General features: G+C 64.1%; 18 protein-coding genes. 8 read left to right on the top strand and 10 right to left on the bottom strand.

Annotated elements, in window-relative coordinates; all coding sequences use genetic code 11:
* Nucleotides 1-59 precede the first annotated feature (59 nt).
* The 3 genes from FJ972_RS06010 to FJ972_RS06000 all read right to left on the bottom strand — a co-directional run bounded on the left by FJ972_RS06010 (nt 60) and on the right by FJ972_RS06000 (nt 4,440).
* Nucleotides 60-1,235 carry an efflux RND transporter periplasmic adaptor subunit gene (locus tag FJ972_RS06010; protein WP_140525069.1) on the bottom strand — a complete coding sequence of 392 codons (1,176 nt, stop codon included), beginning with the start codon at nt 1,233-1,235 and terminating at the stop codon, nt 60-62.
* A gap of 773 nt (nt 1,236-2,008) precedes the next feature.
* A complete protein-coding gene (locus tag FJ972_RS06005) occupies nt 2,009-3,139 on the bottom strand; it encodes a patatin-like phospholipase family protein (protein WP_140525068.1) in 1,131 nt (376 codons plus the stop codon).
* A gap of 212 nt (nt 3,140-3,351) precedes the next feature.
* Nucleotides 3,352-4,440: a citrate synthase/methylcitrate synthase gene (locus FJ972_RS06000; protein ID WP_140525067.1), complete on the bottom strand. Its 1,089-nt coding sequence runs from the start codon at nt 4,438-4,440 to the stop codon at nt 3,352-3,354.
* Nucleotides 4,441-4,531: 91 nt separating this feature from the next.
* Between FJ972_RS06000 and FJ972_RS05995 the strand changes: the two genes are divergently transcribed.
* On the top strand, nt 4,532-5,674 hold the full coding sequence (locus tag FJ972_RS05995; RefSeq protein WP_140525066.1) for a citrate synthase: 1,143 nt from the start codon (nt 4,532-4,534) through the stop codon (nt 5,672-5,674).
* A gap of 24 nt (nt 5,675-5,698) precedes the next feature.
* On the opposite strand, the gene phaR is transcribed toward FJ972_RS05995, so the two are convergent.
* A complete protein-coding gene (gene phaR, locus FJ972_RS05990) occupies nt 5,699-6,307 on the bottom strand; it encodes a polyhydroxyalkanoate synthesis repressor PhaR (RefSeq protein ID WP_140493348.1) in 609 nt (202 codons plus the stop codon).
* Nucleotides 6,308-6,424: 117 nt separating this feature from the next.
* On the bottom strand, nt 6,425-6,622 hold the full coding sequence (locus tag FJ972_RS05985) for a hypothetical protein (RefSeq protein ID WP_140493345.1): 198 nt from the start codon (nt 6,620-6,622) through the stop codon (nt 6,425-6,427).
* On the opposite strand from FJ972_RS05985, the gene FJ972_RS05980 reads away from it, so the two are divergent.
* The 6 genes from FJ972_RS05980 (at nt 6,603) to FJ972_RS05955 (ending at nt 14,567) form a co-directional block, all read left to right on the top strand.
* Nucleotides 6,603-7,787 (top strand): acetyl-CoA C-acetyltransferase, encoded by a 1,185-nt coding sequence (locus tag FJ972_RS05980; protein WP_140493342.1) that lies wholly within the window; start codon nt 6,603-6,605, stop codon nt 7,785-7,787. The genes FJ972_RS05985 and FJ972_RS05980 overlap by 20 nt on opposite strands.
* A 119-nt stretch (nt 7,788-7,906) precedes the next feature.
* Nucleotides 7,907-8,632: an acetoacetyl-CoA reductase gene (phbB, locus tag FJ972_RS05975; protein WP_140493339.1), complete on the top strand. Its 726-nt coding sequence runs from the start codon at nt 7,907-7,909 to the stop codon at nt 8,630-8,632.
* A 718-nt stretch (nt 8,633-9,350) separates the two neighbouring features.
* The gene (locus FJ972_RS05970) at nt 9,351-12,665 is read left to right on the top strand and encodes a helicase-related protein (protein WP_140525065.1); all 3,315 of its coding nucleotides are present in this window, start codon (nt 9,351-9,353) and stop codon (nt 12,663-12,665) included.
* A gap of 14 nt (nt 12,666-12,679) precedes the next feature.
* A complete protein-coding gene (locus FJ972_RS05965) occupies nt 12,680-13,075 on the top strand; it encodes an RNA-binding S4 domain-containing protein (RefSeq protein WP_224518929.1) in 396 nt (131 codons plus the stop codon).
* Nucleotides 13,076-13,279: 204 nt separating this feature from the next.
* Entirely contained in the window at nt 13,280-13,618 is a 339-nt protein-coding gene (fdxA, locus tag FJ972_RS05960) for a ferredoxin FdxA (RefSeq protein WP_140493333.1), read from the top strand.
* 367 nt (nt 13,619-13,985) lie between these two features.
* Nucleotides 13,986-14,567, top strand: a complete 582-nt coding sequence (locus tag FJ972_RS05955) for a CarD family transcriptional regulator (protein WP_006327799.1) — start codon at nt 13,986-13,988, stop codon at nt 14,565-14,567.
* A 101-nt stretch (nt 14,568-14,668) separates the two neighbouring features.
* On the opposite strand, the gene FJ972_RS05950 is transcribed toward FJ972_RS05955, so the two are convergent.
* The 4 genes from FJ972_RS05950 to FJ972_RS05935 form a co-directional block, all read right to left on the bottom strand.
* Complete coding sequence (locus FJ972_RS05950; RefSeq protein ID WP_140525064.1) at nt 14,669-15,580, bottom strand: patatin-like phospholipase family protein; 912 nt, start codon at nt 15,578-15,580, stop codon at nt 14,669-14,671.
* 111 nt (nt 15,581-15,691) lie between these two features.
* Nucleotides 15,692-16,483 carry an amino acid ABC transporter ATP-binding protein gene (locus tag FJ972_RS05945; RefSeq protein WP_140517572.1) on the bottom strand — a complete coding sequence of 264 codons (792 nt, stop codon included), beginning with the start codon at nt 16,481-16,483 and terminating at the stop codon, nt 15,692-15,694.
* Nucleotides 16,480-17,160 (bottom strand): ABC transporter permease subunit, encoded by a 681-nt coding sequence (locus FJ972_RS05940; RefSeq protein ID WP_140517571.1) that lies wholly within the window; start codon nt 17,158-17,160, stop codon nt 16,480-16,482. The genes FJ972_RS05945 and FJ972_RS05940 overlap by 4 nt, the downstream gene beginning before the upstream one ends.
* A gap of 108 nt (nt 17,161-17,268) precedes the next feature.
* Nucleotides 17,269-18,042 (bottom strand): amino acid ABC transporter substrate-binding protein, encoded by a 774-nt coding sequence (locus FJ972_RS05935; RefSeq protein ID WP_140493318.1) that lies wholly within the window; start codon nt 18,040-18,042, stop codon nt 17,269-17,271.
* 322 nt (nt 18,043-18,364) lie between these two features.
* On the opposite strand from FJ972_RS05935, the gene FJ972_RS05930 reads away from it, so the two are divergent.
* The gene (locus FJ972_RS05930; protein ID WP_140493315.1) at nt 18,365-19,231 is read left to right on the top strand and encodes an RNA polymerase factor sigma-32; all 867 of its coding nucleotides are present in this window, start codon (nt 18,365-18,367) and stop codon (nt 19,229-19,231) included.
* Between the two features lie 70 nt (nt 19,232-19,301).
* Here FJ972_RS05930 and FJ972_RS05925 read toward each other — a convergent pair whose 3' ends face one another.
* On the bottom strand, nt 19,302-20,765 hold the full coding sequence (locus FJ972_RS05925; protein ID WP_140493312.1) for a M48 family metalloprotease: 1,464 nt from the start codon (nt 20,763-20,765) through the stop codon (nt 19,302-19,304).
* Nucleotides 20,766-20,781: the final 16 nt, after the last annotated feature.

Below are 20,781 nucleotides of genomic sequence, written 5' to 3'. Positions count from 1 at the left end.
TTTCTTCGGAAGCGGCGAACTGGCGGGAGGCGCCGGAGATCCCGACGCCGGGCTTTGCGCTACTGCGTACCGGCGGTGGCTTCGCCGATCAGCTTGTTGATGGTCGCCTGGTCGGCCTCGACGGGCTTGACGATATCGCCTTCCTTCACCAGTTCCTGGCCGGCGACAATGATGCGCGCATCTTTCGGAATTCCGCCGAGCACGAGACCGTTCGGCGTGTCGTCCACCAGGTCGATCGGGTAGAAGGCCACCTTGTCGTCGCTGCCGACGGCGCGGATGCCGAGATCACCCTTGTCACCCAGCGTCACCACCGAACGCGGCAGCAGAACCGCATCGGTCGGCTCGGCGCTGAGCGTGATCTCGGCCGTCATACCGGCGGGGATGCTGCCATCCGCATTGGGGATCGCCACTTCGACACGGAAGGTGCGGGTCTGGGAGGAGGCGTCGCGGCTGATATACCGCACGGTGCCGGTGACCTTCTGGTCGTTGACCAGGCGCACATTGGCCTCTTCGCCGATCTTGATGTAGCGCAGGTCGCGTTCGCTGATTTCGCCGCGGGCGATCACCGGATCGAGCTTGAGGATGGTCGCCACCTCGCCGCCTTGCATGACCGAGCTGCCGAGTTCCACCGGCACCCTGTCGATGACGCCGTCGAACGGCGCCTTGACCTCGTTGCGGTCGAGCTCGGCCTGCGCGGTCTCCAGCATTGATTGCGCCGAGGTCAAATTCGAGCGCGCCGTGTCGAGCTGCAGCTTCGGCAGATTGCCGGTCTTGGCCAGCCGTTCGGCGGCGTCGAGCTCGGCCCTGCGTTGCGCCAGCAACTGCTTGGCGTTGTCGACATTCGAGATTTTCTCTTCGGCCGCCAGCATCAGAACCAGATCGCCCGTCTTGACGTGCTGGCCTTGGCTGACCGGCAGTTTGTCGATGACACCGGCGACGCGCGTTGCCAGCACCGCGCGCTTGTCGGCCTCGGTCAGCCCCGAAATGCGGATAGCGCGCGCATAGGTCTTGCGCGGCGGCGTCACCACCGCGACGGTGCGCGGCGCGGCTTTCGGCTCGGCTTGCGCCGTGTTCGGCTTGCCGGCCTCCGGCGTCTTGGCCTTTTCGGCCTCTGCCGCCCTCTGGGCGTCGGCGGCGGCACTGCCAACGGATGAAAACTCGCCCGTCGCCATCCAGGCGGCGAAACCGATGAGCACAACAACGGCAGCAAGCTTGTGAAACCTGATTTTCGGCATCGTCGTTTTTTCCACTGCGGGGTTTGGCCGGGACTGCGTCCTCCTCGAGGAGCGCGTCGCCGATATGGGTGCGCGCCAGGCCGTGTTCAAATTGCCGTGATCGGCGAAGCGCGCTTCTACATCAAGTTTGCAACGCAATATAGTCGGAAAGTTGCAGCAGCATTGCGAAGCTGGACAGAGTATAGCCCTCGCGAAGCATTTTTTTGCCCAAATAGGGTGCGGCTTTAGCGGGGCTCGTTGGCGACCGATGATCGGCCGTTGAAGGCCCGGTGCGGCCGGGCCTGCGTCTGCTCTCGGAGGCACGACGCCGGCGCGAGGCGATTTTCAACCCCACGCGGGTTTCGAGCACGATGATAACCTCGGCCTGACGGACCATCCCGGCGTGCGACATTTCACGCAACACACTGGAATTGCTTGAAGAACTGACCGTTCAACTCTGATCCAGATCGTCGTTCCCTGGTCAAGCCGGATGCTCCAGGAGCGAGGACGGGTCGCCTCGATGCGTCTGCTCCATCGCGTTCCGCCGTCTAGGCTTGAGACATGATATAGCCTCGAACAAAACGCCTGCTGGTGCTGTTCGTGGCAGTATTCCTCGCCCGCCAGTCACCGTTCCGGATACGGTCGAGGGATGGCGCCCAACAGCGGCGCCCGCACGACACTGGCAGCAGGCGTCAGCATGATGATGCGCGCCTCACACGCGATGGTTGTTGCTGGCGCCGGAAGGAACTTGCTGGCACCGCGCGGCAGATCACGCCCGTGTGACGGATGCGGGTTCAGGCCCGGCGACGCTCCGCTTCGGGGTTCTTGCGCGCGGCCAGGAATTCCTTCACCCGTCGGCCAGGTGCCGGACCCCGCACCGGCTTGAAGCCGTCGTCGAACTCGCCGGAGAGGTCGAGCGTCGGCCGCTTGCCGACGGCATCGTAGTTCTCCTCCAGCCAGTCGCTGGCGGCGGTGCGGCCAAGATCGCGCAGATAGGCCAGGAATGCCCATTCGGCATTGACCTTCGATGATGCCGACAGGTCCTTGAAGGCCTCATCGGCGTCGATGCGGTGCATGCGGATGTCCCGGTACTCGCCCCGCGGCAGGCGGCCGGCGGCGATCAGTTCCTTGACGAAGGCGATCGAACGGAATTCGCGCAGCAGCCCGGCGTTGAAGGTGATCTCGTCGATGCGGTTCTGGATCTCATTGGCGCTTTTGGGCGTTCCCTCGCGCACGACCGGATTGATCTGCACCAAAAGCACGTCCTCGGTGGCAGCCGTCTTGAAGAACGGATAGAGCGCCGGATTGCCGCCATAACCGCCATCCCAATAGGGCACGCCCTTGATCTCGACGGCGCGGAACAGTTGCGGCAGGCAGGCCGAGGCCATCACTGTGTCGAGGTCGATCTCGCCATCGGAAAACACCCGCAACTGCCCTGTCTCGACATTGGTGGCCGAGATGAACAGTTCCATCGACTTGCAGGCGCGTACATTGTCGAAATCGATCCCCTGCGCGACCACGTCGCGCAGCGGATTGAGGCCGAGCGGGTTGGCGACATAGGGCGAGAACACGCGCGACATGGTGTCGAAGAAGACATAACCCGGCGTGTTCTCGATCGACCAATTGCCCCAGGCGACGTCCCACGGCATGCGCTGCACCGGGCTGAACCGGCCCTTCGCCGCCACCGCATGCCAGAAGTCGTCGAGCTTCTTGCGCGCGCCTTCGACGCCGCCGCGAACGAAGCCGTCGGCCAGCGCCACCGCGTTCATCGCGCCCGCGCTTGTGCCGGACACCGCTGCGATCTCCAGCCGGCCATCCTCCAGAAGCCGGTCGAGCACGCCCCAGGAAAAAGCCCCGTGGGAACCGCCGCCCTGAAGCGCGATGTTGATCTTCTTTACTTCCTCCGCCTTGCCGTTCTTCGTCATGCGTTCCTGTCGATCCCGGTGCCTGGCTTATTGCGTGCCCGGGAATCGGGACGTCAGCGTCACGGCAGACCTATGTTGCAGTGCAGCATATAAGGACGCACCAAGGCAAGAACACGAGCACGGTCGCGTGATGGCATGAAATTTCGATCATGCGGAAACGCCCTCCGCCTTGTGGCGGAGGGCGCGGTGTATCTTCCAAACAGGTTTGATGCTCAGGCGACGAGGTCCGGCATCGGTCCGACATAGCGCGACAGCGGCCGGATCAGCCGTCCCGTCGTCTGCTGCTCGCGCGCATGCGCGACCCAACCGGCGACGCGCCCGGCCGCGAAGACATTGCTGAAGGCTTGGCTGGGAAAACCCGCCGCTTCCAGCACCAACGCGGTGTAGAACTCGACATTGGTCTGCAGCGAGCGCTGCGGCTTGGCAATCCGAAGCACATCGAGCGCAGCCTGTTCGACTGTCTCGGCGAAGGCCAGCCGGCGACCGGTCTCGCCCTCCCCGCCGAGTTGCCGCACCACCGCCTTCAGCACATCGGCGCGCGGATCGCGCACGCGGTAGATGCGGTGGCCGAAGCCCATGATGCGTTCACCACGCGCGATCTCGCCGCGCAGCCAGCCGGCGGTGTCGCCATGCGCCTGGATGGCGTCGAGCATCTCGATGACAGGGCCGGGCGCGCCGCCATGCAGTGGGCCCTTGAGCGCCCCGAGGCCAGCCAGCACCGACGATGTCAGCCCGGCCTGCGTCGAAGCGACGATGCGCGTGGCGAAGGTCGAGGCATTGAGGCCGTGGTCGCAGACGGTCACGAGGTAAGTGTCGAGTGCCTTTGCCAGAACCGGCGTCGGCACGGAACCGTCGAGCATCCTCAGCATATCGGCGGCATGATCGGCCTTCCCATCCGGCGCGACCGGCTGCTCGCCGTGCAGCAGGCGCAAGAGCGCCGGCGTCAGCACGGCGGGCGCCGCGATCAGCCCAAGCGCGTCCGTCAGCGTCTCGCCGTCCGGCAGCAGCGCCATGCCGGCGCGCATGGCGCTATAGACGTCGAGCGGCGCCAGCAGGGGCAGGCAAGGCAAGAGCCGGTCGAACACCTCGACGCGCGCCTGGCCCAGTCTCGCGGCCAGTTCCGCGTCTCCGGGAACGTCGTCGAAGAAGCCGTCGAGAAGCAGGCGAACGACCTGCGGATAGTTCCATCGCCCGGCCAGTTCCGGCAGGGAGTACCCCCGGATCGTCAAGCGGCCGCCCAGCCCATCCACGTCGGACAGCACCGTTTCCGCCGCCACCACATCATCGAGCCCGTTCGCCATGGCTTAGTCTCCTTGAGCTTTTTCGACATCAAGGATAAGGATGGGCAACACGCGCATCAATCTTGATCAATAGAATCAACATGGGACCGACATGTCCGAATGGCTGTCGCGGGACGAGGCACTGGAACGGCTCAAGGTGCGGCCGCAGACGCTCTACGCCTATGTCAGTCGCGGGCGCATCGGCATGCGCCCGGACAGTGCCGATCCACGCCGCAGCCAATATCGCGCCGACGATATCGCGGCCCTGATGATGCGAAGAGAGCGCGGACGCAGCCCATCGGCCATCGCCGAAAGCGCCATCGCCTGGGGCGAACCCTCGCTCGTCACCTCGATCTCGACCGTTTCGCACGGCCACCTTGTCTATCGGGGCCGCGACGCCGTTGCGCTGTCCGAACATGCCACGCTCGAAGAGACCGCCGCCGTGCTGTGGGCCCTGCCTGAGCCGGTGAGTTTCGAGGCTCCGGCCTCGGATCAATCCCAACAACTCGGCCGAGCCCCGGCCTTCATGCAACTTGCCATGCTCGCCGGCCAGGCGCGGCCTTCACTAGGGCGCGGCGCCGCCTCGCTGTGCGCCGACGCCGCGCGCGCGATCGGCGTGCTGGCCGGCGCTCTTGGCGCCTCGGCGGGATCAGATCCGGTGCACATGCGGTTGGCGCGAGGCTGGTCGGTGGATGAAGGCGGGGCGCAGGCTATCCGGCGCGCCCTTGTGCTGCTTGCCGATCACGAACTCAACGCATCGACCTTCGCGGCGCGCGTCGCGGCCTCGACCGGAGCCTCGCCCGCCGCCTGCCTGCTCGCCGGTCTGGCGACACTTTCCGGTCCGCGGCACGGTGGCGCCGGCGAGGCGGTGATGCAACTCGCGGACGATGCGGCGCGGCACGGCGCCGATGCGGCGATCCGGCGCTGGCTCGGCCATGACAGGCCTTTGCCAGCGTTCGGCCATCCGCTCTATCCCGAAGGCGATCCCCGCGCCACGGCGCTTTTGGCGGCCATCGACAACACCGACAGAACATTGCGATCGCTGGAAATCGCCGCCATTGCCGCGACCGGCGCCCGCCCGAACGTCGACTTTGCCCTGGCCGTTCTGACGCGCAGCCTCGACCTGCCGCGCGATGCGCCGTTCCAGCTGTTCGCGCTTGGACGCAGCGTTGGCTGGGCCGCCCACATGGTCGAACAGGCAATGAGCGGCGGCAGCATCAGGCCGCGCGGTCGCTACGAGGGATTATTGCCGTAGGATCGGAAGAAAAGCGCTGCGCGCTCACGACATGGTGTCGAGCTTGCGCTGCATGGCCGCGATCTGGTCCTTCAACTGCTGCAGATCGTCGGGTTTTTCCGGCGTTTCCTTCCTGGCCGGTTCGGCGGGGGCCGCCGCAGGTGCCGAGCCTGCCGGCGGGAAAGGCGTGAACAGCCGCATGGCATTCTGGAACATTTCCATGTTGCGGCGCGTCTGCTCCTCCAGCGCCTTGATCGGCGTGGCCATCTTCATCATGTCGAGTGGTGACTTGCCGATGGCGCCCTTCATCTGCTCGCGGAAGCGCTCCTGTTCCTTGGAGAAGGCGATCATCGACTGTTCGAGGAAGCTCGGCACGATCATCTGCATCTGGTCGCCGTAGAAGGCGATCAACTGGCGCAGGAACGGGATCGGCAGCATGTTCTGCCCGTCCTTGTTCTCCAATTCGAAGATGATCTGGGTCAGAACCGGATGCGTGATGTCGTCGCCGGTCTTGGCGTCCTGCACCGTGAACTCTTCGCCCTTCTTGACCATTTCGGCCAGGTCCTCGAGCGTCACATAGGTGCTGGTGCCGGTGTTGTAGAGCCGGCGATTGGCATATTTCTTGATGACGATCGGATCGTCTTTCGCAGCCATCTGCATCCTCCCCGGACACCGGCGCGCCTGAGTAAGCCGCCGGTAACGATTGCGCCCGTTCAAAGGATATGCGCAAAAGCGTCACAATTCCAAGCAGTTTGTGCAGTGCGGGATTAATTATCGCTGCATGGCCGGTGAAATATGCTGCGCAGCAGCGGACAGCTTGATGTCGCGGCCATGCGCAGCTTGCTTGCGACGCATGGGTGCCCTGCCGATTTCCGGTTTGACTCGGGGTTGGGAAAGGGCAAGAAAAGTCTTCAATGACAGAACATCAGCTTGAAGTTTGGAGAACAGAATGCCCGCTTCCAATGCCATCGTCGTCGCCAGCGCGGCGCGCACACCGGTCGGTTCCTTCAACGGCGCTTTCGCCGCCACCCCGGCTCACGAGCTTGGCGCCGTCGTCGTAAGGGAATTGTTGTCGCGCGCCGGCGTCGAGGCGGCCGAAGTCGACGAGGTCATTCTTGGCCAGGTGCTGACCGCGGCCCAAGGGCAGAACCCCGCCCGCCAGGCTTCGATCCTCGCCGGGCTGCCCAGGGAGACCACCGCCTGGGGCCTCAACCAGGTGTGCGGCTCGGGCCTGCGCGCCATCGCGCTCGGCATGCAGCAGATCGCCACCGGCGATGCCAAGGTGGTTGTCGCCGGCGGCCAGGAATCGATGTCGATGTCGCCGCACGCCCAGCATCTGCGCGCTGGCGTCAAGATGGGCGACTACAAGATGATCGACACCATGATCAAGGATGGACTGTGGGATGCCTTTAATGGCTATCACATGGGCAACACGGCCGAGAACGTCGCCCGCCAGTTCCAGATCACCCGCGAGGACCAGGACCAGTTCGCGCTGGCCTCGCAGAACAAGGCCGAGGCCGCGCAGAAGGCCGGCCGGTTCAAGGACGAGATCGTCGCCTTCACCATCAAGGGCAAGAAGGGCGATACAATTGTCGACCAGGACGAATACATCCGCCATGGCGCGACGCTGGATGCCATGACCAAACTGAAGCCGGCCTTCGACAAGGACGGCACTGTGACCGCCGCCAATGCCTCCGGCATCAACGACGGCGCCGCCGGCGCGCTTTTGATGAGCGAAGCGGAAGCTGCCAGGCGGGGCATCACCCCGCTGGCGCGCATCGTCTCCTGGGCGACCGCGGGCGTTGACCCGGCGATCATGGGCACCGGTCCGATTCCCGCCTCGCGAAAAGCGCTGGAAAAGGCCGGCTGGTCGGTCGGCGATCTCGACCTGATCGAGGCCAACGAGGCTTTCGCCGCGCAGGCCTGCGCGGTCAACAAGGACATGGGCTGGGATCCCTCGATCGTCAACGTCAATGGTGGCGCCATCGCCATCGGTCATCCGATCGGCGCCTCTGGCGCGCGCATTTTCAACACGCTGGTCCACGAGATGCGCCGAAGAGGTGCCAAGAAGGGTCTCTCCACCCTGTGCATCGGCGGCGGCATGGGCGTCGCCATGTGCGTCGAAGCGCTCTAAAAGAGAAGTGAATGGGGAGTAGCGAATAGGGAAGAACGGCGTCGGCGCAATGGGATATCTGATCCCTACTCGTCATTCGCTACTCCCTGTTCACTCTCCCAACCAAAGGGAGGGAGCGCATGACCAAGGTTGCAATCGTCACGGGCGGATCGCGCGGCATCGGCGCGGCAATATCGATGGCGCTGAAGGAAGCCGGCTATTCGGTTGCCGCCAACTACGCCGGCAATGATGAGGCGGCGAGCAAGTTCACGGCCACAACCGGCATCAAGACCTACAAATGGTCGGTCGCCGACTACGACGCCTGCGCCGCCGGCATCAAGCAGGTCGAGGCCGATCTGGGCCCGGTCGCGGTGCTGGTCAACAATGCCGGCATCACGCGCGACGCCATGTTCCACAAGCTGACGCGTGAGCAGTGGAAGGAGGTCATCGACACCAATCTCTCCGGCGTTTTCAACATGACGCATCCGCTGTGGAGCGGCATGCGCGACCGCAAGTTCGGCCGCGTCATCACCATCTCCTCCATCAATGGCCAGAAGGGCCAGGCCGGCCAGGTCAACTACTCCGCGGCCAAGGCCGGCGACATCGGTTTCTCGAAGGCTCTGGCCCAGGAAGGAGCCCGCGCGGGCATCACCGTCAACATCATCTGCCCAGGCTATATCGCCACCGAAATGGTCCGGGCGATCGATGAGAAGGTGCTCAACGAACGCATCATCCCGCTAATCCCGGTCGGGCGCCTCGGCGAGCCGGAGGAGATCGCGCGCTGCGTCGTCTTCCTCGCCTCCGAGGACGCCGGCTTCATCACGGGATCGACCATCACCGCCAATGGCGGCCAGTACTTCGCCTGAGGTCTCGCCGGGCTGCCGGCTTCCCGGTGCCGATTGAAGGAGGGCTCGTTCGCCATCCGCTTCGGATGTCCGTGACGCCGTCCGATGACGGCTGTCGGCCTACTGTTCCAATCCGGCACGCAAAGGTTAATCGCGGCAGCGGGTATTGTGCAAAACTGCCTGGATAAGCTGTGCATTGTCGGTGGAAAACCTATGCGTAACACTACATCTTGTCGTGAACAAACAGGGAAAATCCCGACATCGCCGATTCGTCGCCCTTTCGTTCCATGTTTGGCCGCAATGTTAACGAGAGCAGTTGCAATCGCCTGTCAAACTGTTAATTTCTATTAAGAAAGTTCAACAATTTCATAAGCTTGGATGAAGCAAGGCGGGCTGCCACACGGCTTTGCCAGCGAAAGTTAACGGCGGCTCTCGCCTAGCATGAAACGGGCCAATTCCGTGATTCAGCATGTGGTAAGGATCATCAGCCAAAACTCCACATCTAGCCGTGAACAAAACCTGAATCCGGGCGAGTCAGCGATTCGTCGCCGATTCGTTCCAGACTCGTTCCAACCCTTAATCAGCAGCCGAACCGAAGCTCGACGGAGGTGACTTCGAACCGCCAGCGGAACATTCCGCTTTCGCTTCGCGCCTGAAATCCCTATGTGTCGCCTGTCATACGCGCCACCCGAGGCGTGCTCCCGACAATGAGAGGCCAGAAAGCCTTATTTCCGAGCCGATGAACATCCATCCGAAACCCACCGAGCCGCTGATCCTATCGGGTCGCGACGTGACTGCCGTGCTTGGGCCGACCAACACAGGCAAGACCCATCTCGCCATCGAGCGCATGGTGGCGCATGAAAGCGGCATCATCGGCCTGCCGCTCAGGCTCTTGGCGCGAGAGGTCTACACCCGCGTCTGCGAAAAGGTCGGTGCCCACAAGGTGGCGCTCATCACCGGCGAGGAGAAGATCCAGCCGCCAGGCGCCAGATATTCGGTCTGTACCGTCGAAGCCATGCCGCGCGAGACCGATGCCGCCTTCGTCGCCATCGACGAGGTGCAGCTTGCGGGGGACCTCGAGCGCGGCCACATCTTCACCGACCGCATCCTGCATCTGCGCGGCCGCCAGGAGACGCTGCTGCTCGGCGCCGCCACCATGCACGGCATCTTGCAGCGCCTGTTGAAAGGCGTCTCGGTGGTGACACGACCGCGGCTGTCACATCTGGCCTATGCCGGTTCGAAGAAGCTGACCCGCTTGCCCCGGCGCACAGCGATCGTCGCCTTCTCCGCCGACGAGGTCTATGCCATCGCCGAACTGATCCGCCGCCAGCAGGGCGGTGCGGCCGTCGTGCTTGGCGCGCTCTCGCCCCGCACCCGCAACGCCCAGGTGGCGCTGTTTCAGTCGGGCGACGTCGACTATCTCGTCGCCACCGATGCCATCGGCATGGGCCTTAACCTCGATCTCGACCATGTCGCCTTCGCCCAGAACCGCAAGTTCGACGGCTATCAGTATCGCAACCTGACGGCGGCCGAACTTGGCCAGATCGCCGGGCGCGCCGGCCGGCACCTGCGCGACGGCACCTTTGGCGTCACCGGCCAGGTCGACCCGCTGGACGAGGAATTGGTCAAGAAGATCGAAAGCCACGACTTCGACCCCGTGAAGGTTCTGCAGTGGCGCACAGCGCGTTTCAATTTCGCCAGCCTCGACGCGCTGAAGCGCTCGATCGAGACCAATGCCCCGGTGGAAGGCCTGACCCGTGCGCTGCCGGCAGTCGATGCGCAGGCGCTTGAGCACCTGTCGCGTGACGAGGACATCAGGGCGCTCGCCACCGACGCAAGGCGCGTCGCGCTGCTGTGGGAGGCCTGCGCGCTCCCCGACTACCGCAAGATAGCGCCGGCCCAGCACGCCGACCTCATTGCGTCGATCTACATGGACCTCGCCAGGCATGGCCATGTCGACGAGAATTACATGGCCGAGCAGGTGCGCCGCGCCGACACCACCGAGGGCGACATCGATACGCTGTCGCATCGCATCGCCCAGATCCGCACCTGGACATTCGTGTCGAACCGGCCCGGCTGGCTGGCCGATCAGGCACACTGGCAGGAAAAGACGCGCGAAATCGAAGACAGATTGTCGGATGCGCTGCATGAGCGGTTGACGAAACGCTTCGTAGACCGCAGGACTTCCGTCCTCATGCGGCGCCTTAGAGAAAATACCATGCCTGAAGCCGAAATAAGCCCAACCGGAACCGTCCTCGTCGAAGGCCACCATGTCGGCGAGTTGCAGGGGTTCCGTTTCACCGCCGATCAGAGCGCTGGCGGCGAAGACGCCAAGGCCGTGCGCGCGGCCGCCCAGAAGGCGCTGGCGGCGGAGTTCGAGGCACGCGCCGAACGCTTCGGCGCATGCGCCAATGGCGACATCGCGCTCGGTTCCGACGGCACGCTGCGCTGGATCGGCGCGCCGATCGGCACTCTGGTTGCCGGTGAAGACGCGCTGAAGCCGCGCCTGGTGCTTTTGGCCGACGAACAGCTGACCGGCCCGGCGCGTGACAAGGTCGCCGCGCGCGCCGAGCGCTTCGTCAATTTCCAGATCGAATCCCTGCTGAAGCCGCTGGTCGATTTAAAGAATGCCGAGCAGATATCGGGTATCGGCCGCGGCATTGCCTTCCAGCTGGTCGAGAATTTCGGCCTTATCAATCGTCGCGACATCGCCGAGGAGATGAAGTCGCTCGACCAGGAAGGCCGCGCGGCATTGCGCCGGCTGGGCGTGCGCTTCGGCGCCTATCATGTCTTCGTGCCGGCGCTGATCAAGCCGGCGCCCGCGGGATTGGTGACGTTGCTGTGGGCGCTGAAAAACGATGGCAAGGACAAGCTCGGCTTCGGCGACGTCGTCCATGCGCTGGCATCGGGCCGCACCTCGGTGGTCATCGATCCGGCTTTCGACAAGGCCTTCTACAAGCTTGCGGGCTACCGAAATCTCGGCCGCCGCGCCGTGCGCATCGACATTCTGGAACGGCTGGCCGACCTGATCCGCCCGGCGACCAACTGGAAGCCCGGCCTCGGCCAGCGTCCGGATGGCGCCTATGATGGCCAGTCTTTCATGGTGACGCCGCCGATGATGTCGATTCTCGGCGCCACGGCCGACGACATGGAAGAAATCCTGAAAGGTCTTGGCTATCGTGCCGAGCCGAAGCCGGCGGCCGAAATCAAGGCACGGCTGGAAGCGCAGGACAATGCCGCCCGGGAAGCCGTGGCGGCCAAGCTGGCAGCGGAAGAGGCCGCGCGCACCGAGCAGGCCAAGGCGGCGGAGGCGGCTGCGACGGACACGCCTGAGGAGACATCAGCGGAAGATCCGGAAACTGCGACTGCCCAGACCGCCGTCGAAATTCCTGCTGAACCCATTGCGGAACCGGCCGAAACTGTTGCGGAAGAACAACCCGAAGCTCCAGCCGAAGCTACGGAAGAGGTTGCGTCTGTAGCAGAAGCCGTGCCTGAGACTCCTGCCGCCGAAAGCGCCGACGCTCTCACTTCCCCCTCGACGGGGGAGATCGCGGAGCGAGGCGAGGAGGGGGACAGCGCCGACGCTCCCCAACAGGGACCCGCTGCGGAAGCCGAAGAGCCTAAGCCGATCCTGTTGTGGCGGCAGGGCCGCTTCGACCAGCGGCCTCGTCACCGTCACCACGAGAACCGCGCCCGGCCGCGCAACGGCCAGGCGGCGCGCTCCGATGCCCCGGCGGATGCCGCTGTCGGCCAGCCCGGCACCCGGCCCGCCCATGAAGGGCGCCGCGATGGCGCCGGCAAGCCGCGTTTCGATCGCTCGAAGTTCAAGCCCAGGCCGCAAGGCGAAGGCGGGGAACGGCGGGAGGGAAAGCCGCAGGGCGAGCGTTCTGACCGCCGTGAGGGCCGGCCGGGCGGCAGTCCGGAAGGCAAGGGCGGCCCGCAAGGCGGCAAACCCTCGTTTCAGGCAAAACCGCGCGAGGAGCGCCCGGTGCGCTTCGATCCCGACTCTCCCTTCGCCAAGCTCGCCGCTTTGCGCGACCAGCTGAAGAAATAGCCGCACAGGATCCGATGGTCGCCCCGATGGCCACCGACCGCCAGCGTATCGACAAATGGCTGTTCTTCTCGCGCGCGGTGAAATCGCGCTCGCTGGCCGCCAAACTGGTCGTGGCCGGCCGGGTGCGCATCAATCGCGACAAAGCAGCGCAGGCCTCCGACCTGGTCAAGCCTGGCGACGTCCTGACCATCACGCTGGAGCGGCGCATCTTCATCTGGAAGGTGCTCGATGCGGGAAGCCGGCGCGGCCCCGCCGTGGAGGCACGCACGCTCTACGAAGACATGTCGCCGCCTGCCGCACCGACGGGCGAGGCGCCTCCCGACGCGATCCCAGGGCTGCGCGAGGCCGGAAGCGGCCGCCCCACGAAGAAGGAGCGCCGCGAGACCGACCGCTTGCTTGGCGACGACTGACCGCCGGTGCACGGAGGCATGTATGTTCTTCCACGCCGCCGACACAACGGTCCGAGCACATGACCGATGCCCGCCATTGCCGAGCCGTTGGAATTCCATTCCGGCAATGCCGGCATGGCCGGAATGGCCGCCCTTGCAAGCGGGCGCCAAAGGCGTTACCTCACGGAAAAAGCCAACAAAAACGGGACGTCCCGGAGCAGATCGATGACCTATGTCGTGACCGACAATTGCATCAAATGCAAATATATGGACTGCATCGAGGTCTGTCCGGTCGACTGTTTCTACGAGGGCGAGAACATGCTCGTCATCCATCCCGACGAGTGCATTGACTGCGGTGTCTGCGAACCGGAATGCCCCGCCGACGCGATCAAGCCCGATACTGAGTCGGGCCTCGACAAATGGCTGCAGATAAACACCGAATACGCTGAGAAATGGCCTAATATCACCGCCAAGAAGGAGCCGCCGGCCGACGCCAAGGCCTTCGATGGCGAGGCCGGCAAGTTCGAGAAATATTTCTCGGCTGAACCCGGAGAAGGCGACTGACAGCGCTGCCGTTTCAACCGGCATGACGCGGCGTAAGAGGTACGGCCTATTAACCGCCTTGACAGGCGGCGTGAACCTGTGGCCTTCGCTTATGCAGCAAAACCTTGATTCTTCCGACTTTTTGTGTTACATGAGCGAAACATGCCGGTGACACAACGTCGATTTATGGCGCTAACGCCCCAAATCACTGAAAGGTGAAAATCCCATATCGGACCAGAGCGATCTGGGCCAGGCGATCGCAATCGTGCGGTTTGCCGGTCCCGGCTTTTCCGGTGGGTTCATCTGTTGTGCGGCTAATGATCGGTAACCCGATCGCGCGAGTTCAGCCGGCACCGCCGCCGGCCCACAACAAGGAGTTCAGGGCGTAATGGCAACGATCACCCCGCAGAAGAAGTCCACCGCTGCACGTCACGGTTTCAAGACCGGCGAGTACATCGTCTATCCGGCGCATGGTGTCGGCCAGATCGTCTCGATCGACGAGCAGGAAGTGGCCGGGCACAAGCTGGAACTGTTCGTCATCGATTTCCAGAAGGACAAGATGCGCCTCAAGGTGCCGGTCGCCAAGGCAACCTCGATCGGCATGCGCAAGCTGTCGGAAGAGGATTATGTCGAACGCGCACTGAAGGTCGTGCAAGGCCGCGCCCGCGTCAAGCGCACCATGTGGTCGCGTCGCGCGCAGGAATATGATGCCAAGATCAATTCCGGCGACCTAATCTCGATCTCGGAAGTTGTTCGCGACCTCTACCGCGCCGACAACCAGCCGGAGCAGTCCTATTCCGAACGCCAGCTCTACGAAGCCGCGCTCGACCGCATGGCCCGCGAGATCGCCGCTGTCAACCGCATGTCGGAAACCGAAGCCGTGCGTTTGATCGAGGTCAATCTCAACAAGGGCCCTAAGCGCGGCGCCAAGGCCGACAATGAGGAAGCCGAGCAGGAAGAAGCTGCCTGAGGCCTTGCGCCTTTTGAGTTTTTGAAAAACCCGGTCTTGCGCCGGGTTTTTTGTTGCAGGCAATATTTGGAAAGTTGGTGCACGCCCTCGGCGTGCAATCGTCACAGGAACGTTACGCGGGTCGCTTCCTTCTTGCCTTGGGCGAAACCGGCACGGGCCGCGGGGATGCGGGTCGCCAGATCCATCTGGTTGGTGCCCATTGCGGCGCGGGAATCGACGTCAGGCGTGATCACCACCACCCGGCTGCCCTGCTGGCGCAGGGCTTCGACCTCGCTTGCAAGGTCCGCGCCCGGCGGTCTGCGCAGGCCCTCGAACTGGCCTTCCGGTAGCGGCCCGCTCCGTCCGCTGAACGGCGAGAGCACGATCACGTTCGCATAGCCCGAGGCAAGGTCGGCATTATCGGCGGAGCGCACGCCACCGGAGATGTAGCGGACGCCATTGATGCTGTGCGTGGGCCCCGCACCGGGCAGCGCGGTGCTCGCGGTGGCCGCGTCAACCAGATCGACGCCGGAATCGCGGTCGAACGCAGCCAGTTCACCGGTAAGCGCGTCGACGGCCACCAAGATCATCGGCCTTTCCGGCCATTCATGGCGAGGCAATCTGGCGGCGACCAGCGCGCGCCGCTGTTTGGCCACTTCCGGTCCGAATTTGACATCGCTCTCCAAACCGAATGCCCCCATCGCCCGTTGCAGATCGGCTGCCGAGATAGCGGCGGCGGAGATGGCACGCATCCGCTCGAACACACTATCCATCGAAGCGAACGGCGGTTGCTGGCGGCTCTGTCCGGCCGGTTGAACCGGCAGCGGGGACAGCACCGCGGCCAGCAGCTCGCCCGGCGGTATGCCGCTGCGCACCTGCACTGCCGCATTGGCGCCTGCCGAGGTTCCGATCACCAGATCGGCGGCCTCGGTCAGATCGACACCAGTGTCGGCGAGGCCCGCGATGATGCCGATCAGCCAGGCATTTCCGGCGGCCCCGCCACCACCGAGAACAAGAGCAACGTTGCGAACCATCGGCCCCACTATTGCAGCGCATGGACACGCCCGTCCATCGAAATAGAAACACCGTGCCTGACGGCGGCTCACGAGGATAAATGCCCGGCAGGGAGCAAGCGCAGCGCAGGCCTAGGACGAGAAATTGCCGCCTTCTCCCCCACCCTCCTTCTCCGCCATTTCCTGCTTTAGCGTCGCGATGAACCGTCTTGTCCGTTCGCGCTCCGGATTGCCGAACAGCACCGCCGCGGGGCCCTTTTCGACGACAATGCCGGCCTCGAGGAACACCACCTCGCGAGCGATCTTTGAAGCAAGCCGCAGATCGTGCGTGGCCATCACCATCGTCGTCCCCTCGCTGGCGAGCCGGCCGAGCACGTCGACGACTTCCTGCGCCAGTTCCGGGTCGAGCGCGGAGGTCGGCTCGTCGCACAAAAGCACCTTTGGCGACGGCGCCAGCGCCCGGGCGATCGCTACCCGCTGCTGCTGGCCGCCCGACAGCGTTGCCGGCCAGGCATCGACCTTGTGCGCCATGCCGACCTTTTCCAGCAGCGCGAGCGCCCGTTCGCGCGCCCGTGCCTGGGGCCACTTCAGCACCGTCACCAGCCCTTCCATGACGTTCTCGATCGCGGTGCGATGCGGGAACAGTTGGAAGTTCTGGAACACCATGCCGGTCTGCAGCCGCAGCCGCTGAATGTCCCGGGCCGCCACCTTCGCTCCCGGATGGAACTCCAGCGCCTGATCGCCGATACGCACTGTGCCCGAAGTTGGGATCTCAAGCAGGTTGATGCAGCGCAGCAGCGTACTTTTGCCACCACCCGAAGGACCGACCAGCGCGGTGACGCTGCCTTCGGCAATGGCAACCGTCACGCCCTTCAGCACGAGATTGTCGCCGAAGCGCTTTTCGATGTTGGCAAGGTCGATCACGAGCGCGCCTCCAGGAACCCGCCATAGCGATTGAGCCGCGCCTCCAGCCGCGTCTGCAAGGCCGACAGCACCGAACTCATCGCCAGATAGAGGATCGCCGCCTCGACATAGAGGATCAGCGGCTCATAGGTGGTGGCGACGATGCGCTGCGCGGCCTGGAACATTTCCGGCACGGTGATGGCGGCGGCCAGCGACGTGTCCTTGACCAGCGAGATGAAGGTGTTGGAGAGCGGCGGCACCGCCACGCGCCCAGCCTGCGGCAAGATGGTGCGGCGCATCGCCTGGCTCCAGGTCATGCCGATCGAATAGGCCGCCTCCCATTGCCCCTTTGGCACCGCGCCTATCGCCGCGCGAATGATTTCCGACGAATAGGCGCCGATATTGAGCGTGAAGCCGATCAACGCCGCGGGGAACGCGTCAAGCAGGATGCCGACCGAGGGCAGGCCGTAGAAGATCAGGAACAGCTGCACCAAGAGCGGCGTGCCGCGGAATATCCACACGTAGAAGCGCGCCACCGCGACCAGGGGCATTGGCCCGAAGAGCCGGATCAGCGCGGTTCCGAGACCGACGCTCAAGCCAAGCACAAAGGACAGGAGCGTCAGCGGTACGGTGAAGATCAACGCGGCCCATAGCAGCGAAGGCAGCGATTCCAGCATGAGTTGCAGCCAGTGCGGCACGAAAGGCTCCTTCTTGCGACTGCCGTATATCACGCGAAAGGCGGCGGGCCGTCAAAACGGTCCGCCGCCGGGCGATGTCGCGCGGGCCGCCAACGGCCCGGCCGTAAATTACTTCGAAACGTCCTGGCCGAAATACTTGTCTGCGATCTTCTGATAGGTGCCGTCTGCCTTGATGTCGGCCAGCGCCTTGTTGATCGCGGCAACCAGTTCCGGGTCGCCCTTGCGAACGATGACGCCGGAATAGTCGGCGTTCTCTTCCTGGGCCGCGATCTTCACATTGGCATCCGGCTTGTGCTTCTTGAAGTCGAGGAAGGACAGGCTGTCATTGATGGTTGCGTCGGCGCGGCCGGTCAGAAGCAGCTGGATCGACTGGTCGAACCCGTCGGTGCCGACCAGTTCGGCGCCGTTGGCCTCGGCCAGTTTGCCGAAATTCGAAGTCAGCGACTGCGCCGACTTCTTGCCCTTGAGATCGGCGAAACTCTTGATGTCGGTATTGTCGCCGCGCACGATCAGCACTGCCTTGGAGGCGATGTAGGGGTCGGAGAAATCGTATTTCGCCTTGCGGGCGTCGGTGATGCCGACTTCGTTGATGACCGCGTCATAGCGATTGGCATCGAGGCCCGCGATCAGCCCGTCCCATTTGCCCTCGAGGAACTCTACCTTCACGCCGAGCTTGTCGCCGATCGCCTTGGCGATTTCGACATCGAAGCCGACCAGCGCTCCGCCGGCATCATGATAGGTAAAGGGTGCGTAGGTGCCCTCCGTGCCGACCTTGATGACGCCGGCCTGCTTGATCTGGTCGAGATTGGCGCCGGCATAGCCTGCGGTAACAGCCAGAACCTGCAAAGTTCCGGCGACGATGAGCGACTTGAGCCATTTCATTTTTCTGTGATCCCGTCCTGGCCTGATATCCGGCATGGTGTGTGAGCGCTGGAAATTGACAGATGTGAGTTGAAAAAATAAGGAATGAGATTTCAAAAACATCCATTATTCGGAATCGGATTCTACCACTGACGTTTCTGGCGGTGCCTCGAACCCGCCCGGAGTTTTTTCGCGCAGCCTCCACGCCGCGCCGCCGGCGGCGGAACCTTTCCCGCGCATGGCACGTTTTGCGTTCGTTGTAGGGCAGGACGCCGTCATTTCAAGTCGAGCGGCTGCCGGGTTTCGAAATGACATCCGTATCGCCAGAGCCAGGGAGTGCCTCATGATGGAAGACACGGCAGGACGGATCATGGTCCGCGCGGCAATGAGGGCTCCCTATCTCGAACGCGACGAGGAGTTGCGGCTGGCGCTGCGCTGGAAAAAGGACAACGACCAGAACGCGCTGCACAGCATCACCGTGGCGCATATGCGCCTGGTCATTTCCATGGCCTCCAAATTCCGTCATTACGGCCTGCCGCTTGGCGATCTGGTCCAGGAGGGCCATGTCGGCCTGCTCGAGGCCGCGGCCCGTTTCGAGCCGGAGCGCGAAGTGCGGTTTTCGACCTATGCGACCTGGTGGATCCGGGCCTCGATGCAGGACTACATCCTGCGCAACTGGTCGATCGTGCGCGGCGGCACCAGCTCGGCGCAAAAGGCTCTGTTCTTCAACCTGCGGCGCCTGCGCGCCCGGCTGGCGAACGGCGCCGCGGAGCCGCTGTCGAACAGGACGTTGTACCGCGAGGTTTCAGCGGCCCTCGGCGTCTCCGAAGCCGATGTCGCGCTGATGGATTCGCGGCTCTCGGCGCCCGACTCCTCCCTCAATGTCCCGCTTGCCGACGATGGGGGCGCGACCGAGCGGATGGACTTCCTCGTGTCGGACGATCCCTTGCCCGACGAGGTCGTCAGCGACACCATCGATATCGAACGCCGCTCGATATGGCTGAAGGCGGCGCTTGCCGCACTCAACGCGCGTGAGCTGCGCATCATCGAGGAGCGTCGGCTGAGCGACGAGGGCGCGACGCTCGAAGCGCTCGGCGAGACGCTTGGCATTTCCAAGGAACGCGTGCGCCAGATCGAGGCCCGCGCCATGGAAAAGCTGAAAGTGGCGCTGGTGAAGCAGAACCCGGAATTCCTCGCCACCGCCGCCTAAGTGGGAAAGTGTGTAACGGTTCCCGTCCGGGAATTGCGAAAACGGGAGAGCGAGTTAGCGCCGACAATAGCTATTTGTCGGTGACGATCTTGACCTTGTCGCCGGCCGAAACCGCAGCCCCCGGCGACAGCGCGTTGAGCACCCGGAACAGGTCGAGTTTGCGGTCGACGCCGACCATCTGCGCCGAAAGCGAACCCATCGTCTGCCCCGGCTGGACGGTGACCACGCGGATATGCAGCGGCTTCAGCGCCGCCTTTTCGGCGGCACTCAGAATGCGGAACGAGCCGCTGACGGAACGCGCCACGGTGTCGAGCGACGTGCTGGCGGATGGTGCCGCCGTCAGCAGCCGGTAGACCTGGCCGCCGGCGCGGATTACCGCGATATCGAACTGCCAGCCTTCGGCGCCTGCATGCGCCGTCGCCGCCTCGTTGCCGTTGATCGTTTCCTGCCTGACGCTCGCGTCGTCGAGACCGGCCACCCAGCCGCTCCTGATATAATCGGTCAGCGCACGGTTCTTGTCGATCGACACGCCGTCGAAGCGGATCGCAATGTCGCCCGGCCCGGTCGCCGTCACGGCGGCGGCCGAATTGTCGATGATGAAGCCCTCCGGCACCGAGAAGGACACGCCCAGGCCCGGATGCAGAAAGGTCTCGCCGCGCACATACCCTTCTTCCGGCGTGTCGCCGTAGAGCAGGCCGTCTATCCCGGCGAGGAAGGCGTCGCGATCGCGGGTGCCGACGCCCGGCGGGCCGAACTGGCGGGCATGGCGTTGCGCAAGGTCGATACGCTGCGGCGTATTGGGATGCGTTGCCAGGAAATCGAGGCTGGCGTCGGTGGCGCCGCTGATCGAGCGGAAATCGGTGTAGGCCGACATGGACTGCAAGAAGCGGCCGGCGGCGTAAGGATCGTAGCCGGCTTCGCCGATCGACTTGATGCCGATCGCGTCGGCTTCCAGTTCCTGGTTGCGCGAAAACTGCGCCAGTCTCAGCTTGCCGCGGATCAGCGCCGCCTTGGCGGTCGGGCTGTCGCCGAGCACGTCGGAAACAACCTTGGTGGCGAGCCCCTCCTCGGCCTCGAGCTGCTGGCGCTGCAGGCCGTGGTTGGCGGTGACGTGGCCCATCTCATGCGCGATGACGGCGGCGAGCTCGGCCGAATCATTGGCCAGGGCCAGCAGGCCGCGCGTGACGTAGAGGTAGCCGCCCGGCAGTGCGAAGGCATTGACGTTGGGCGAATTGAGGATGGTGATACGATAGGTCTGGGTCGGGTTGGCCGACACCACCGTCAGGCTGCCTACGACCTTGGCGACCATGCGCTCGAGCTTGGGATCGGAGTATTCGCCGCCATAGGTCGCCAGGATGCGTGGATGCTGCGCCTTGGCCAGTTCGGCCAATTTGTTATTGGCCGCGACATTGTCGACCGTGATCGGTTTGTCGGAAGGCTGGAAGCCGGATTCCTGGACTTCCGGAGGTGTGAACATCTGGCAGCTTGCCAGGGCCACGACAAAGCCGGCCAGCGCCAGAAAGCGCGCCAGCATTTTCCCTCTTGGTCTT

The sequence above is a fragment of the Mesorhizobium sp. B2-1-1 genome, assembly GCF_006442975.2.
In the GTDB taxonomy this organism is placed as follows: Bacteria; Pseudomonadota; Alphaproteobacteria; order Rhizobiales; family Rhizobiaceae; genus Mesorhizobium.
This window is presented reverse-complemented; position numbering and strand designations above follow the sequence as displayed.

Bases quoted from the DNA above. Each gene is read 5' to 3' on its own strand.
- FJ972_RS06010 (WP_140525069.1), bottom strand. From the start codon at position 1,235: ATGCCGAAAATCAGGTTTCACAAGCTTGCTGCCGTTGTTGTGCTCATC.
- FJ972_RS06005 (WP_140525068.1), bottom strand. From the start codon at position 3,139: ATGACGAAGAACGGCAAGGCGGAGGAAGTAAAGAAGATCAACATCGCG.
- FJ972_RS06000 (WP_140525067.1), bottom strand. From the start codon at position 4,440: ATGGCGAACGGGCTCGATGATGTGGTGGCGGCGGAAACGGTGCTGTCC.
- FJ972_RS05995 (WP_140525066.1), top strand. From the start codon at position 4,532: ATGTCCGAATGGCTGTCGCGGGACGAGGCACTGGAACGGCTCAAGGTG.
- phaR (WP_140493348.1), bottom strand. From the start codon at position 6,307: ATGGCTGCGAAAGACGATCCGATCGTCATCAAGAAATATGCCAATCGC.
- FJ972_RS05980 (WP_140493342.1), top strand. From the start codon at position 6,603: ATGCCCGCTTCCAATGCCATCGTCGTCGCCAGCGCGGCGCGCACACCG.
- FJ972_RS05985 (WP_140493345.1), bottom strand. From the start codon at position 6,622: ATGGCATTGGAAGCGGGCATTCTGTTCTCCAAACTTCAAGCTGATGTT.
- phbB (WP_140493339.1), top strand. From the start codon at position 7,907: ATGACCAAGGTTGCAATCGTCACGGGCGGATCGCGCGGCATCGGCGCG.
- FJ972_RS05970 (WP_140525065.1), top strand. From the start codon at position 9,351: ATGAACATCCATCCGAAACCCACCGAGCCGCTGATCCTATCGGGTCGC.
- FJ972_RS05965 (WP_224518929.1), top strand. From the start codon at position 12,680: ATGGTCGCCCCGATGGCCACCGACCGCCAGCGTATCGACAAATGGCTG.
- fdxA (WP_140493333.1), top strand. From the start codon at position 13,280: ATGACCTATGTCGTGACCGACAATTGCATCAAATGCAAATATATGGAC.
- FJ972_RS05955 (WP_006327799.1), top strand. From the start codon at position 13,986: ATGGCAACGATCACCCCGCAGAAGAAGTCCACCGCTGCACGTCACGGT.
- FJ972_RS05950 (WP_140525064.1), bottom strand. From the start codon at position 15,580: ATGGTTCGCAACGTTGCTCTTGTTCTCGGTGGTGGCGGGGCCGCCGGA.
- FJ972_RS05935 (WP_140493318.1), bottom strand. From the start codon at position 18,042: ATGAAATGGCTCAAGTCGCTCATCGTCGCCGGAACTTTGCAGGTTCTG.
- FJ972_RS05930 (WP_140493315.1), top strand. From the start codon at position 18,365: ATGATGGAAGACACGGCAGGACGGATCATGGTCCGCGCGGCAATGAGG.
- FJ972_RS05925 (WP_140493312.1), bottom strand. From the start codon at position 20,765: ATGCTGGCGCGCTTTCTGGCGCTGGCCGGCTTTGTCGTGGCCCTGGCA.